The organism is Rhodococcus sp. EPR-134, assembly GCF_001647205.1.
GTDB lineage: Bacteria > Actinomycetota > Actinomycetes > Mycobacteriales > Mycobacteriaceae > Rhodococcus_F > Rhodococcus_F qingshengii.
Genome location: NZ_LVCT01000244.1, coordinates 1 through 14909 on the forward strand (window position 1 = coordinate 1; position 14909 = coordinate 14909).

Here is a 14909-nt window from a genome sequence, read left to right on the forward strand (position 1 = left end):
TCGAAGACGCGACGAGTCACCTGCCCAACGTTCGCGTCACGTCGTGGCACGGATTGTTGGTCGACTACGCGAAACAAGAAGGCCTCAGCGCGATCGTCAAGGGTCTGCGCGGCGCGAACGACTTCGATTACGAGCTGCAGATGGCTCAGATGAATCAGAAGCTCACGGGCGTCGACACACTGTTCGTCGCCACGAATCCGACGTACAGCTACCTGTCGAGTTCTCTGGTGAAGGAAGTCGCGACTTTCGGCGGCGACGTCTCCGACATGTTGCCGGCCAAAGTGCATTCTCGGCTACTTGCACGTATCGCCGAGCGAGCAGCCGAAAACAGCTGATCCCCGACACACCGACCGCGACGACACCCCGTTGGCCGTTCTTCCGGCAAACTTGGACAGGAACGGGCACAGGTCCGAGTGGACCGGTGACGATGTGGGCCGATTTCGGCCGGTAGAGATTGGGGTTGCTTGTGTACCGCGTATTCGAGGCACTGGACGAACTGGTCGCAATTGTCGAAGAGGCGCGCGGTGTTCCCATGACCGCAGGGTGTGTTGTGCCTCGCGGTGACGTACTCGAGCTACTCGACGACGTCCGGGACGCAATTCCGAGCGAGCTGGACGACGCTCAGGACGTCCTCGATCATCGCGACAAATTGGTCGGTGATGCGCGAGCAAACGCCGAGAAGACTGTCAGCAGCGCCAATGCCGAGGCAACCTCGACTGTGGAGAACGCACGCGACGACGCCGACCGGATTCTGTCCGACGCCAAGGCTCAGGCCGATCGCATGGTTGCCGAAGCGCGTGCGCACGCCGATCAGTTGGTCGAGGACGCCGAAGCAGAAGCGGAACGGACCGTCACCGACGGCCGTCGTGAGTACGAGGCCGTCACCGGGCGGGCGCGTGCCGAGGCCGATCGGATGATCGAGTCCGGCCAGGCCTCGTACGAACATTCGGTGGCGGAGGGAACGGCAGAGCAGGCTCGTCTGGTGTCCCAGACCGAGGTTGTCCAGTCAGCTCACGCGGAATCCGCGCGAGTGATCGACGCCGCTCATGCCGAGTCCGACAGGATGCGTTCGGAGTGTGACCTGTACGTGGACACCAAGTTGGCCGAGTTCGAAGAGTTCCTCACCGGAACGGTTCGATCGGTCGGGCGTGGTCGTCAACAGCTTCGAACGGGTTCGGGGGTTCCCGACTACCAGGACGACGATCGTCGTTCCGAGCGGCGCCGATAGAGCAGACAAGTCAGTCGAGGGTGGGTCGTCCGATATGGGGCGGCCCACTTTTTCGTGGATCGAATTGGGATTTGCCTTGTAGCTGCCGTATTGTGGAGTGGTTGCCCATACCAGTTTCAACAGTTAGGTGAGTTCTCTTTGTCAACGCATCGTCGTAGTTCGTCGCATCAGTCAAGTGATGCGGGATTTTTGCTGGACACGGTCAAGCTCGGTCGTCGTCCAGGGTCGATGCGTACCGTCGAGAGAACAATTCAGTCCCCGAACCGTATCGGTCTCGATCTGATCGCGATCGAAGCGGGCGCGGACATAGATCTCGATCTTCGTCTCGAAGCAGTGTCCGAAGGCGTTCTCGTCACCGGAAACGTGCACGCACCCACCAAGGGTGAATGCTCGCGGTGCCTTGAACCTTTCACCGACACCGTGGACATCTATCTCACGGAGTTGTTCGCTTACCCGGACAGCACCACCGAGGAGACGACGGAAGAGGGAGAGGTCTACGCGGTCGAAGACGACGAAATCGACCTCGAACCAGTCATCGTCGATGCAGTCGGGCTGGCGCTTCCGCTCCAGCCTCTGTGCAGTGACGATTGCCTGGGATTGTGCTCAGAATGTGGCATTCGCCTGGCGATTGCGGAATCTGGGCATGGGCATGACATACTTGATCCTCGCTGGGCTGGTCTCGCGGCCAAATTTGGCGTGGAATCAAACACCAGCGAAAATCTTGTGATCACCGAAGCCGAGGAGAAGTAGAAGTGGCTGTCCCCAAGCGCAAAATGTCGCGATCCAACACGCGGTCGCGTCGTAGCCAGTGGAAGACCACTGTGCCCACCCTCGTTACCTGCCCCAACCGTGGCTGTGGCGAGCAGACCCTTCCCCACATCGCATGCCCGTCATGCGGTACTTACAAGGGCCGCCAGGTAACCGCTGCTGTCTAGTTCTCCCCGGAGAAAGACTATGACGAGCGAAAATACAGTTTCAGCCGCCGGCGGCGAGGGCAATCACGACAAGCTCCTCGCCGCTGTCGGCGTAGATATAGAGCCCGGTCTTCTGACCCTGGCTCTCACGCACCGCTCGTACGCGTACGAGAACGGCGGACTGCCCACGAACGAGCGCCTCGAGTTCCTCGGGGATTCCGTTCTCGGCGTCACGGTGACCGAAAATCTCTACCTGTCCCACCCGGACAAATCCGAAGGTGATCTGGCGAAGATCCGTGCCAGCGTGGTCAACATGCATGCACTCGCCGAGGTTGCCAGGACTCTGGGTGAAGGTGGACTCGGAGCACACCTGCTGCTGGGTAAGGGCGAGGAAATGACGGGCGGCCGTGACAAGCCGTCCATTCTCGCCGACGGTATGGAGTCGATTCTCGGCGCCATCCACCTGCAGCACGGCATCGAGGCTGCGCGACGCGTCGTCCTCGATCTGTTCGACGATCTACTCACTCGCGCACCGCTTCTGGGCGCGGGTCTGGATTGGAAGACGAGTCTGCAGGAACTGACCGCAGAACACGGTGCCGGAGTTCCCGTTTACGAGATCACCGCCACCGGACCCGATCACGACAAGGAATTCACGGCCACCGTTCTCATCAGTGGCAAACCCTTGGGTGTCGGTGTCGGTCGTTCCAAGAAGGAAGCCGAGCAGAAGGCAGCAAGTTCGGCATGGAAGACGATGTCGGAGAATGCCGCTGCTACCGCAGTCGCTGCTGACGACACGCCTGATCTTGCCGGCTGAGTTCACTCTTGCCTGAGCTTCCCGAAGTCGAAGTCGTTCGCCGCGGCCTACAGTCTCATGCTGTAGGTGCGGCGATCGAGGCCGTCGAGGTACTCCATCCCCGCGCGATCAGGCGCCACATTCTCGGTTCCGAGGACTTGATCGGCCAACTCACCGGGCAGACCATCGCTTCGGCAGAGCGTCGCGGCAAGTACCTGTGGCTGGTTCTCGAGCCTGCCGGTGTCGGACTGGTGGTTCATCTCGGGATGAGCGGACAGATGCTGGTCCAACCCCCGACAGTCGACTGGGAAAAGCACCTACGCATTCGGTTGGCCCTCGATTCCGGGGCCGATCTTCGATTCGTCGATCAGCGGACCTTCGGTGGCTGGTCGATTTCACCCCTCGTCGAGGTCGACGGAACGATGCTGCCCGAGTCGGTGGCGCACATCGCCCGCGATCCCATGGATGCGGCGTTCGATCTCGAATCCGTCGTGAAAGTCCTGCGGGGCAAGCACACCGAGAGCAAGCGCGCGATTCTCGACCAGACGGTGGTCTCCGGAATCGGAAACATCTACGCCGACGAATCATTGTGGCGCGCCAAGATTCACGGCAACCGAATCGCCGAAACGCTTACCAGGCCCAAACTTCGAGAACTGTTGACCGCGGCACACTCGGTGATGGGTGAAGCGCTCGATCAGGGCGGTACGTCCTTCGACGCGCTGTACGTGAACGTCAACGGGGAATCGGGCTACTTCGACCGGTCGCTGTCGGCGTACGGGCAGGAAAACCTCCCGTGCCCGCGATGCGGCGCGCCGATCAAGCGTGAGAAGTTCATGAATCGATCGTCGTTCAGTTGCCCGCGGTGCCAGCCGACCCCGAGGGTACGGCGAATCGCCTAGGTCTCCCGCCCCTTCGGTTCGGCGGAGTGGCAAGATTGCGTCATGGCTGAACAGACTCCCGACACCACTGCAACCGCCCCGGCTCACACGGAGCTTTGGGTCGAACGAACCGGAACCCGCCTCTACACCGGCAAGAGTTCGCGCGGCGCAGAGGTTCTCATCGGCTCCGAATCGGTGCCAGGAGTCTTCACGCCCGGCGAACTCCTCAAAATTGCACTGGCCGCATGCACCGGGATGAGCTCCGACTTCCCGATCTCGCGCCGGCTCGGTGACAACTACGACGCGACGGTCCGAGTGTCCGGAGCCGCCGATCGTGAAAACGAGGTCTACCCGCAGCTCGACGAGGTCCTCGAGCTCGATCTCAGCGAGTTGGATGCCGAGGCACAGCAGCGCCTCATCACTCTCGTCGAGCGTTCCGTGGACAAGGTATGCACGGTCGGGCGCACGCTCAAGGCCGGAACCAAGGTCACTCTGTCGTTCGACACGGAAGCCTGATGTTCCGCGCCGGCAGCGTTGTCGCTGCGATCGCACTGGGTTCCGTTGTGGCGCTGAGTGCTCCAGCGCAGGCCTCGGTCCCGGCCGACGGCTCGGCCGGTAGTTGCGGCACATGGACGTGGAGCGGCGTGACGACTGGTGCCGGAATGCTCGAGAACCTCGAATTCGACGGCAACGGATCGATGGTGTTGTCGCAGTCGGCTCTGATCGGGCCGGGTGCACTGCTGAAAGTGGCGCCGGACGGAACACGGACAACTTTGGTCGGTGACGTCACCGGACCTGGCGGTCTGGTCGCGCGTGAGGGATCCGTGTACTTCACCACGGGCAACTCGACTGTCTCGGGACTGTTCGGAATCGCCGACGGCAGCCTCCGCAAGGTCGACGTCGCAGACGGGTCGGTGACAACGATCGCCGACGGTCTGGTGATGCCGAACGGGCTTGTGCAGCTGGACGATAACCGTTTCCTCACTGCCCGCACACTCACCAAGCCGGGGCTCACGGTCGTCAACAGTGACGGAGGCAGTTCGATCGTTCGTGAAGACCTCGGCACCGTCGACGGCCTCGCACGCTCCGGTTCGACGATCTACGTGAGCACGACCTTCGACATGGTCACCGCCGTCCACATCCTCGACGCAAACGATCTGGGCGGGCCGGTGCGAACGATCACGCTCCCCGGGTTCGGTCCGGCAAACATGGCGGACGATCTGACCGTCGGACCGGACGGCGCGTTGTACGTCGCATTCAATGCAGGCGGCAAAGTTGTTCGCGTCGATCCGGATTCGGGATCTTCGTGTGAGATCGCCTCGGGTCTGCCGTTCACATCTGCGGTCAAGTTCGGCGCCGGACCGGGCTGGGATCCCAACGCGCTCTACACCACCGGATTCCTGGGTGACGTTCACCGTCTCGAACGTGTGGCGGGCTGAGCGTCATGGCTGAAGCAGCGCCTGTGCGGTTGACGGCGTGGGTTCACGGATACGTTCAAGGCGTCGGGTTCCGGTGGTGGACCAGGGCCCGCGCTCTCGAACTCGGATTGATCGGATATGCGTCCAATCAGCGTGACGGTCGAGTGCTCGTCGTGGCGGAAGGCCAACGCACGCAGCTCGAGCGATTGGTGGAGCTGCTGCGCTCCGGCACTACCCCGGGCACGGTGGATCTCGTGGTCGACAGCTGGGACACCGCCAGGGGCGACCTGACAGGGTTCGTCGAACGCTGACCGGTTTGGCGGTAAAGTTTCCCCCCATGCACCTCAAGAGTCTGACACTCAAGGGATTCAAATCCTTTGCGTCGGCAACGACTCTTCGGTTCGAGCCGGGAATTACCTGTGTGGTCGGCCCGAACGGCTCGGGTAAATCCAACGTCGTCGATGCGTTGACCTGGGTGATGGGCGAGCAGGGCGCCAAGGCCCTGCGCGGCGGCAAGATGGAAGATGTCATCTTTGCCGGCACCTCCGGCCGCGCGCCGCTGGGCCGCGCCGAGGTGACCTTGACCATCGACAACGCCGACGGGGCGCTCCCGATCGAGTACTCCGAGGTGTCGATCACGCGCCGCATGTTCCGCGACGGCGCGGGGGAGTACGAGATCAACGGCTCGTCCTGCCGTCTGATGGACGTCCAGGAACTGCTCAGCGACTCCGGCATCGGCCGCGAAATGCATGTCATCGTCGGGCAGGGACGGCTCGCCGCGATCCTCGAATCCCGTCCCGAAGATCGACGCGCCTTCATCGAAGAAGCCGCGGGAGTCCTCAAACATCGCCGCCGCAAGGAAAAAGCGGTGCGCAAACTCGATTCCATGCAGGCCAATCTCGCTCGCCTCAGTGACCTCACCGCGGAACTGCGTCGGCAACTCAAACCGCTGGGACGCCAAGCCGAGGTTGCTCGGCGAGCACAGACTGTCCAGGCTGACCTGCGTGATGCAAAGATGCGTCTGGCCGCTGACGATCTGGTGACCCGTCGAAACCAGTTGAACGACCAGGCACAGGACGAGAAAGCGGCCCGTGAACAGCACAACCAGGTGGCGGCTGCGCTCGACGAGGCCAACCTCGAACTCGGGCGCCAGGAGCAAGCTCTCGCTCGTCTGACTCCGGGATCGGAAGCCGCTGCGCAGAGTTGGTTCCAGCTTTCCGCGCTTGCCGAACGCGTCAACGCCACCGTGCGCATCGCCCGCGAGCGTGCGCGTCATCTCGACTCCGAACCTGTCGGCAACCGCGGCCAGGACCCGGACGAGATGGAGGCGCGCGCCGAACGTCTTGCTGCCGAGGAGGCCGAACTCCTCGAAGGCGTCGAAATCGCGCGAGCGGCGTCGGAAGCTGCTCGGGACCAGCTCGCAGCCACCGAAGATGCTGCAGCAGAAGCGGAACGGGCGCACATGGCAGAAGTTCGTGCCGTCGCCGACCGCCGTGAAGGTCTTGCTCGACTCTCCGGTCAGGTCGACACTCTGCGTACCCGCGTCGAATCCGTCGACGCGGAAGTGTCTCGGCTGACCGAGGCGATCGACGAGGCTCGTCTGCGTGGCGATGCCGCACAGGCCGAGTTCGACACGGTGCAAGAAAGCATCGGGGACCTCGACGCCGGTGAAGTCGGCCTCGATACCAATCACGAACGCGCCATCGAGGCTCTCGAGATGATCGACGCGCGCGTCGAAGAGCTTCGTGAGGAAGAAAAGACGAGCGGGCAACGCATCGCTTCGCTCCGGGCGCGCATCGAGGCACTGTCGATGGGTTTGCAGCGCAAGGACGGTGGCGGCTGGCTGCTCGAACACCGCGGCGACGACGGCATCACCTCGCTGGTCGGATTGATTCACGTCGAACCCGGCTACGAGGCCGCGATCGCTGCCGCGATGGGGCCGGCAGCAGACGCCGTCGTTGCGCATTCGCTGGACTCTGCTCGCTCGGCTGTCACAGCACTGGCCGATCAGGACGGTGGGCGTGCATCACTGATCGTGAGCGGTGAACCGGCGATCAAGCGCGAGGCCGAGATCGCGCCGGGTAGTCGTCCGGCCGTCGACGTCATCGACTGCCCTGACGAGTTGCGTGCCGGATTGACCGCCATCCTCGATGGCGTCGTCCTGGTCGAGACTCTCGATGACGCGATTCGAGTTGTTGCTGACCACAAGGGAATTCGCGCAGTGACGCGTTCTGGCGATCTGCACGGTTCGGGGTGGATGATCGGTGGCTCGGATCGGCAACCGAGCACGCTCGAGGTGCAGGCGGCGATCGACGCGTCAGCAGCGGAACTGGCGGCAACGGAGAGCCGATCCGAGGAACTCGACGCTGCGCTGTCCGGCGCTCTGGCCGAACAAGCCGCTCGACGCGAGACCGCGGAGCAAACTTTGGCAGCGCTCAACGAGTCGGACGCCGCCATGTCCGCCATCTACGAGCAGTTGGGCAGATTGGGGCAGGCAGCACGAGTCGCCCACGCGGAATCCGAGCGGTTGACCGCCCAGCGAGTGCGTGCCGAGGAGGGCCGCGGTGAGTCGCTGACAAAGCTCGCGGATCTGGAGGAACGTCTGCGCGTCGCCGAAACCGACGGCAGTGCACCGGGACACGGTGCGGAATCGACCGCTGCCGATCGCGAAATGGCCGCAGCAGCGCTCGCGGAAGTGCGCATCGTCGAAATGGATGCTCGCCTTGCCGTGCGCACCGCCGAAGAGCGTGCGGAATCCGTACGCGGAAAGGCTGATTCGCTTCGCCGCGCCGCGGCCGCCGAACGAGAAGCGCGGATCCGCGCCGAACGGGCTCTGCGCGCCAGGGCGCACGCTGCGGAGGTCGCAGCTGCCGTGGCCGAATCGGGACAGCGTGTGGCGGCCGAACTCGAGACCGTCGTCGCCGCGGCTCTTGCTCACCGTGACGAGTTGGCTCGGGCCCGCACCGAGTGCACGGCCAAGCTGGATCAGGTCCGCGAGACAGTCCGAGCACTGACTGGACAACTCGCTTCGCTCACCGACGCCGTCCACCGCGACGAGGTAGCGAAGGCACAGGCAGCGCTGCGCATCGAACAACTCGAGGAGTCGATCCTCGATCAGTACGGTATCGGCCTCGACGATCTGATCGCCGAGTACGGGCCCGAGGTCGAACTGCCGCCGACCGCTCTCGAAATCGAGGAGTACGAGCAGGCCAAGGAGCGTGGGGAGCAGGTCACCGCCCCCGCTCCGCTTCCGTACGACCGCGCGACTCAGGAACGGCGCGCCAAGCGGGCCGAGAAGGACCTCGCCACCCTCGGCAAGGTCAATCCGCTGGCGCTCGAAGAATTCGCAGCTCTCGAGGAGCGGTACACCTTCCTCTCCACTCAGCTCGAGGACGTCAAGACCGCACGCAAGGACCTTCTTGCTGTGGTCGCAGACGTCGACGCACGAATTCTGCAGGTGTTCACCGAGGCCTATGCCGACGTCGAGCGTGAGTTCGTGGGAGTGTTCGAGAAATTGTTTCCCGGGGGAGAAGGGCGGCTGGTCCTCACCGATCCCTCGGACATGCTCACCACCGGCATCGAAGTCGAGGCGCGTCCGCCCGGTAAGAAGGTCAAACGGTTGTCGTTGCTGTCGGGCGGCGAGAAGTCGTTGACCGCGGTGGCCATGCTGGTCGCGATCTTCCGGGCACGCCCGTCCCCGTTCTACGTGATGGACGAAGTCGAGGCGGCGTTGGACGACACCAACCTGCGGCGGCTGATCGGACTCTTCGAACAATTGCGGGAGAAGTCGCAGTTGATCGTGATCACTCACCAGAAACCGACGATGGAAATCGCCGATGCGTTGTACGGCGTCAGCATGCGCGGCGACGGCATCACCACCGTGATTTCGCAGCGACTTCGCGGTCAAGACATGGCCTCGACGTAAGCCCTGCTCACTTTCCGGGTCGGAGCCTGAAACAATGGGCCGGTGACTACCCAGGCTTGGATCATCATCGCGGCTGTAGCGGCCGTACTACTCGTCGTTCTCGTTGCCGGATTCCTGCGCTACCGCAAGGGGCAGGTATCGCTGAAGGCGCCCGAGACGAAGCCGGAGCTCGGCGCCCCCGAGAAGGACAAGTCAGGCGGCTACAAGGCCGGTGGCGGGTTCAACTTCAGTCAGGGGTCGACGGCAACGGCGCCACCTCCGGTGGTTCCGACACCGCCGGTCGCCGAGAAGCCGCCCGTCGTCGAAGAACCTGTCGTCGAAAAACCGATCGTCGAAGAACCGGTTGCGGAGAAGCCGGCCGTTGTCGAGGAGCCGGTTGTCGAAGAACCCGCTGTTGTCGAGGAACCGGTTGTCGAAGAGCCGGTAATCGAAAAGCCGGTCGTAGAAGAACCAGCGGTAGCAGAACCTGTTGTCGAAGAACCTGTCGTTCCCGAACCTGTCGTCGTTCCCGAACCCGTCGAGCCTGCACCGCGCGTGCTGGACGAGATCGACCCGACCGAGGGTCGGTTGGACCGACTGCGCGGGCGCCTTTCCCGCTCGCAGTCAGCAGTCGGCAAGAGCTTGCTGGGTCTGCTCGGTGGCGGCGATCTGGACGAGGACTCGTGGGAAGAAGTCGAGGACACCCTCCTCATCGCGGACCTCGGCTCCGCGACCACGGAAAAAGTCGTCACGAAGCTTCGTGAGCAGATGGCGGCCCGCAGCGTCCGGACCGAGGCTGCCGCCCGCGCCCTTCTGCGCGAGGTGTTGATCGCCGAACTGCGTCCCGAACTGGACCGCTCCATCCGCGCATTGCCGCACGATGATCACCCGGCTGTTCTGCTCGTCGTCGGCGTCAACGGGACCGGCAAGACAACCACCACCGGCAAGCTGGCTCGCGTGCTCGTCGCCGACGGTCGTCGCGTCGTGCTCGGTGCCGCGGACACGTTCCGCGCCGCCGCCGCCGATCAGCTCCAGACGTGGGCCGAGCGTGTCGGCGCTGAAGTTGTTCGTGGCAAGGAGGGTGGCGATCCCGCTGCGATTGCCTTCGACGCGGTCTCACGGGGCATCGCGGACGGCGTCGACGTGGTCCTGATCGACACCGCCGGCCGTCTGCACACCAAGACCGGTCTGATGGACGAGCTCGGCAAGGTCAAGCGGGTTATCGAGAAGAAGGCCTCGGTCGACGACGTTCTGCTGGTTCTCGATGCGACGGTCGGCCAGAACGGATTGGCGCAGGCTCGAGTGTTCGCGGAGGTCGTGGACATCACCGGCGTCGTACTGACCAAGCTGGACGGAACCGCCAAGGGCGGAATCGTCTTCCAGGTTCAGCATGAACTGGGTGTGCCGGTGAAGTTGGTCGGTCTCGGTGAAGGTGCCGACGACCTGGCGCCCTTCGAGCCGGGTGCGTTCGTCGACGCCCTCCTGGGCTGACGCCCCCGTGCGCCTTTTCGGTAGCGCGAACTACCGAAAAGGCGCACAGGGACGGTAGAACTCCCTGGCGAAACCTGTTTGCAACAAAGTTGGGCAATTGGTTCACGTCTGCGAAACGCGACAGCGCCATGGACGAAACACCAGCCCAGCACTCTTCTCCTTAACGACGTGCTGCCCGGCACGTGCGACTAGGAGGTAGTAAGTGAGTACCGACGATTTGTTGGCGAACTCCGGTAACGCCGCATGGATGCTGATGGCTGCATCTCTGGTCTTGCTGATGACACCCGGCCTCGCTTTCTTCTACGGCGGGATGTCTCGGTCCAAGTCCGTCCTGAACATGATGATGATGTCCTTCGGGGCCATGGCCGTCATCGGCGTCATCTACGTTCTGTGGGGATGGTCGATGTCCTACGGCACCGAGAACATCGGGGGCATTTTTGCCAACCCGTTCGAGTTCTTCGGCCTCAAGAACAGCATCACCGATGCTGACGGCAACTTCATCGCCGGCGCCTGGGGCTACCCCAACGTCATCGACATCGCGTTCCAGGTGACATTCGCGATCATCACCACCGCCCTCATCAGTGGTGCCCTGGCCGAGCGGATCAAGTTCGGCACCTGGCTCCTGTTCTCGGGTATCTGGGTCACCGTCGTCTACTTCCCGCTCGCACACATGGTGTGGGGCGGCGGACTCCTCTCGGGTTCCGAGGACGGCATCGCGGCAAAGCTCTTCGGCACCACGGTCAACGACGACGGAGTCACCGTCGCCAACGTCGCTCCGATCGACTTCGCCGGTGGCACAGTCGTTCACATCAACGCGGGTATGGCCGGTCTGGTCCTCGCACTCATCGTCGGCAAGCGTCTCGGCTTCGGCAAGACCGCCTTCCGTCCGCACAACCTGCCCTTCGTGATGCTCGGCGCCGCACTCCTCTGGTTCGGTTGGTTCGGCTTCAACGCCGGCTCGGCATTCGCCGCCGACGGTAACGCCGGTCTCGCCTGGGTCAACACGACCACCGCGACGTGCGCCGCAGTCCTGGCCTGGCTCGCTACCGAGCGTATTCGTGACGGCCACGCCACCAGCCTCGGCGCAGCTTCCGGTGCGGTCGCCGGTCTGGTCGCCATCACCCCTGCTGCCGGTGCGCTCAACCCGGTCGGTTCCATCTTCCTCGGCGCAGTAGCCGGCATCCTGTCCGCTCTCGCAGTCGGCCTGAAGTTCCGCTTCGGCTTCGACGACTCGCTCGACGTCGTCGGTGTTCACCTTGTCTCCGGCCTGTGGGGCACGATCGGTATCGGATTCTTCGGCACCGCAACCGGCCTCTTCTACGGCGGCGACTACAAGCAACTGGTGGTTCAGATCGTGATCGCACTCGCAGCACTCGTCTTCACCGGCGTTCTGACGACGATCATCGGCTTCGCACTCAAGCCCCTGGGCTGGCGAATCTCGGCCGAGGACGAGGCACGCGGCATCGATGAGACCGAACACGCAGAGACCGCATACGACCTCGCGTGATCAGCACGTGATTAAAGTGAATTCAGGCACTTCAGAGTTTGGAAAGGGATGAGCACATGAAGCTGATCACAGCAATCGTCAAGCCGTTCACGCTCGAGGACGTCAAGACCGGACTCGAGCAGGCCGGAGTGCTGGGTATGACAGTCAGCGAAGTTCAGGGCTACGGCCGACAGAAGGGCCACACCGAGGTGTACCGAGGCGCGGAGTACTCCGTGGACTTCGTACCCAAGGTCCGGGTCGAGGTCGTCGTCGACGACGCGGCCGTTGACAAGGTGGTCGAGGTGATCGTCGAGGCCGCTCGAACCGGCAAGATCGGTGACGGCAAGGTGTGGGTCTCGCCAGTCGAGTCGGTCATCCGGGTTCGCACCGGGGAACGCGGTGGCGATGCACTCTGACCCGAAAGGGTCCGAGAACTTCGGCCCTGGTTCCGTCGCGAAAGCGACGGGGCCAGGGCCGGTCTCGTCAGGGGGATCCGACGAAGCTGCGGACCTGGCCCGCGCACGCAAGGCCCTACTCACCGGAGGCGTCAAGAACAGGAGGCTCGACGCCCCCGCGCTGCGACATGCACTGGTCGATCTGCACGAATTCTGGTTGACCACCAAGGGGACCGAACTGGGCATCAAACCGGATTGTGGGTTTGCCATCGTCGCCGTGGGTGGTCTCGGCCGACGCGAACTGCTGCCGTATTCCGATCTCGATCTGATTCTGCTGCATGACGACATGGACCCAGCAGTCGTGGCCCAGGTCGCGGACAGCCTGTGGTACCCGCTGTGGGACGCGCACATCAAACTCGACCACAGCGTGCGGACGCTTCCGCAGGCGCTTCAGGTTGCGGCCACCGACATGACGGCAGCACTCGGAATGCTCGAAGCACGCCACATTGCCGGCGACGTGGAGCTGAGCAACTTGTTGATCAGTGGTGTCCGACGACAGTGGCGCATGGACATCCGCAGCCGATTCGACGAATTGATCACCCAGACCCGTACGAGGTGGGAGCGCAGCGGCGAGATCGCCCATCGCGCCGAACCGGATCTCAAGAGCGGTCGTGGCGGGCTGCGTGACGTCCAACTGCTCAACGCCCTGTCCATCGCGCAATTGACCGACGGGATGCCGGGGCTGGGACCCAACTCGCCCGGCGGCGGTCTGGCACTTGCGCACAGGCGGTTGCTCGACGTGCGCACCGAACTTCACCGCGTTGCCGGTCGCGCCCGCGACCAACTGCGAGCACAGGACGCCGACGAGATCGGTGCGGCGCTACGGATCGGTGATCGATTCGATCTGGCCCGCCTTCTCAGCGAATCGGCGCGCACCATCAGCTATTCGGTCGACGTCGGTATCCGTACCGCCGGAAACTCCTTGCCCCGGCGTGGTTTGTCGCGGCTGCGTCGCGCGCCGGTGCGGCGGCCACTGGACGAGGGCGTCGTCGAGCATGCCGGCGAAGTTGTTCTGGCGCGCGATGCGAGACCGAAGAAGGATCCCGGTCTGGTGATGCGGGTCGCGGCAGCGGCGGCCACCAACGGCATGCCGATCTCCGCGTCGACGCTCAATCGCCTGGCGGACAATGCCCCCGAATTGCGTGAACCGTGGCCGAAAAATGCAGTCAACGATCTCTTGGTCGTGCTGGGTTCGGGATCGCGTGCGGTTCCGGTGATCGAGGCGATGGACCGGACCGGGCTCTGGGGTCGACTCCTGCCGGAGTGGGGGACCATTCGCGATCTTCCGCCGCGCGACGCCGTCCATACGTGGACGGTGGATCGGCACCTGGTCGAAACCGCCGCGTATGCAAGCGGATTCACCACTCGCGTCGCCCGGCCGGATCTGCTCATGCTCGGTGCGTTGATCCACGACATCGGGAAGGGGCGAGGGGGAGACCACAGCGTCGTCGGTGCCGAATTGGCCACCGCGATCGGAAATCGCTTGGGACTCTGGCCTTCCGACGTCGCGACGTTGACGGCGATGGTGCGCTACCACTTGCTGTTGCCGGAAACCGCCACCCGTCGCGACCTCGACGATCCGGCAACGGTGCAGCGAGTGGTCGACGCACTCGAGGGAGACGGGACCCTTCTCGATCTCCTGCATTCGTTGGCGGAAGCGGATTCGCTGGCCACCGGGCCTGGTGTCTGGGGCGACTGGAAGTCGTCGTTGATCGGCGAGCTGGTGCGTCGTTGTCGTTTGCTGATGGCAGGGGAGGAGCTCCCGCAACCCGATCCACTCGCTCCCGAGCAATTGGCCATCGCCGAGGAGGGCGGGGTTCACGTCTCGCTCGTTCCGGCCGAGAATGCGCACACCTACGTCGTGACCGTCATCGCGCCCGACGCTCCCGGGCTGCTGTCTCGGGCTGCCGGAGTTCTGGCGCTGCAGTCGTTGCGGGTGCATTCCGCATCGCTGGGGTCGCATGCAGGTTCGGCGGTCAACTCGTTTGTCGTGACGCCGAGGTTCGGCACACCCCCGCAGGCGGTGCTGCTCCGGCAGGAATTGATCCGGGCTTCGGCCGGTGAACTGAATTTGCTCGAACTTCTCGACGCGAAGGACGAGGAGGCACGGGCAGAGCAGTGGGACGACCCGATCCAGACCAACAAGGATTCCGCGGTTCCGGTGCTCTATGCGCAGGCGCCACCGCGGGTCATCTGGTTCGACGCGCCCGGTGACGGTCAGGCGATCCTCGAATTGCGTACCGAGGACCGCGTCGGCCTGCTCTGCCGACTGGCCGCAGCACTCGAACACAGTGGAGCCGACATCCGGTGGGCGAAGGTCGCCACCTTGGGTTCCTCGGTGG

The 14909-nt window shown here is 63.8% G+C and carries 14 protein-coding genes; all 14 read left to right on the top strand.

The window, feature by feature from the left end; translation table 11 throughout:
- On the top strand, positions 1-335 hold a 335-nt coding region (coaD, locus tag A2J01_RS10655), incomplete at its 5' end, for a pantetheine-phosphate adenylyltransferase (protein ID WP_064112665.1).
- Between the two features lie 131 nt (positions 336-466).
- Positions 467-1228, top strand: coding sequence for a DivIVA domain-containing protein (locus tag A2J01_RS10660; protein WP_003942696.1), 762 nt, complete (start codon positions 467-469; stop codon positions 1226-1228).
- Between the two features lie 189 nt (positions 1229-1417).
- Positions 1418-1978, top strand: a complete 561-nt coding sequence (locus A2J01_RS10665; protein WP_007729319.1) for a YceD family protein — start codon at positions 1418-1420, stop codon at positions 1976-1978.
- A gap of 2 nt (positions 1979-1980) precedes the next feature.
- The gene (gene rpmF, locus A2J01_RS35070) at positions 1981-2163 is read left to right on the top strand and encodes a 50S ribosomal protein L32 (RefSeq protein ID WP_007729318.1); all 183 of its coding nucleotides are present in this window, start codon (positions 1981-1983) and stop codon (positions 2161-2163) included.
- A 19-nt stretch (positions 2164-2182) separates the two neighbouring features.
- Positions 2183-2956, top strand: coding sequence for a ribonuclease III (gene rnc, locus A2J01_RS10670; protein ID WP_064112666.1), 774 nt, complete (start codon positions 2183-2185; stop codon positions 2954-2956).
- Between the two features lie 8 nt (positions 2957-2964).
- Positions 2965-3834: a bifunctional DNA-formamidopyrimidine glycosylase/DNA-(apurinic or apyrimidinic site) lyase gene (mutM, locus tag A2J01_RS10675; RefSeq protein WP_064112667.1), complete on the top strand. Its 870-nt coding sequence runs from the start codon at positions 2965-2967 to the stop codon at positions 3832-3834.
- A 42-nt stretch (positions 3835-3876) separates the two neighbouring features.
- Complete coding sequence (locus A2J01_RS10680) at positions 3877-4329, top strand: OsmC family protein (RefSeq protein WP_003942740.1); 453 nt, start codon at positions 3877-3879, stop codon at positions 4327-4329.
- Positions 4329-5252, top strand: a complete 924-nt coding sequence (locus tag A2J01_RS10685) for an SMP-30/gluconolactonase/LRE family protein (RefSeq protein ID WP_064112668.1) — start codon at positions 4329-4331, stop codon at positions 5250-5252. Before A2J01_RS10680 ends, A2J01_RS10685 begins: the two co-directional genes overlap by 1 nt.
- A 5-nt stretch (positions 5253-5257) precedes the next feature.
- Entirely contained in the window at positions 5258-5542 is a 285-nt protein-coding gene (locus A2J01_RS10690; RefSeq protein ID WP_007729313.1) for an acylphosphatase, read from the top strand.
- 26 nt (positions 5543-5568) lie between these two features.
- Positions 5569-9156 (top strand): chromosome segregation protein SMC, encoded by a 3588-nt coding sequence (gene smc / locus A2J01_RS10695; protein WP_003942739.1) that lies wholly within the window; start codon positions 5569-5571, stop codon positions 9154-9156.
- Positions 9157-9198: 42 nt separating this feature from the next.
- Positions 9199-10626, top strand: a complete 1428-nt coding sequence (ftsY, locus tag A2J01_RS10700; RefSeq protein WP_058226331.1) for a signal recognition particle-docking protein FtsY — start codon at positions 9199-9201, stop codon at positions 10624-10626.
- Positions 10627-10873: 247 nt separating this feature from the next.
- The gene (locus A2J01_RS10705) at positions 10874-12133 is read left to right on the top strand and encodes an ammonium transporter (RefSeq protein WP_064112669.1); all 1260 of its coding nucleotides are present in this window, start codon (positions 10874-10876) and stop codon (positions 12131-12133) included.
- A gap of 56 nt (positions 12134-12189) precedes the next feature.
- A complete protein-coding gene (locus tag A2J01_RS10710) occupies positions 12190-12528 on the top strand; it encodes a P-II family nitrogen regulator (RefSeq protein WP_003942772.1) in 339 nt (112 codons plus the stop codon).
- Positions 12518-14909 (top strand): [protein-PII] uridylyltransferase (locus A2J01_RS10715; protein ID WP_064112670.1); only part of this gene is annotated, 2392 nt, incomplete at its 3' end. The genes A2J01_RS10710 and A2J01_RS10715, both read left to right, overlap by 11 nt.

Excerpts from the sequence above, each read along its gene's own strand:
- A2J01_RS10680 (WP_003942740.1), top strand. The coding sequence starts at position 3,877 with ATGGCTGAACAGACTCCCGACACCACTGCAACCGCCCCGGCTCACACG.
- A2J01_RS10685 (WP_064112668.1), top strand. The coding sequence starts at position 4,329 with ATGTTCCGCGCCGGCAGCGTTGTCGCTGCGATCGCACTGGGTTCCGTT.
- smc (WP_003942739.1), top strand. The coding sequence starts at position 5,569 with ATGCACCTCAAGAGTCTGACACTCAAGGGATTCAAATCCTTTGCGTCG.
- A2J01_RS10710 (WP_003942772.1), top strand. The coding sequence starts at position 12,190 with ATGAAGCTGATCACAGCAATCGTCAAGCCGTTCACGCTCGAGGACGTC.
- A2J01_RS10705 (WP_064112669.1), top strand. The coding sequence starts at position 10,874 with ATGCTGATGGCTGCATCTCTGGTCTTGCTGATGACACCCGGCCTCGCT.
- rnc (WP_064112666.1), top strand. The coding sequence starts at position 2,183 with ATGACGAGCGAAAATACAGTTTCAGCCGCCGGCGGCGAGGGCAATCAC.
- A2J01_RS10690 (WP_007729313.1), top strand. The coding sequence starts at position 5,258 with ATGGCTGAAGCAGCGCCTGTGCGGTTGACGGCGTGGGTTCACGGATAC.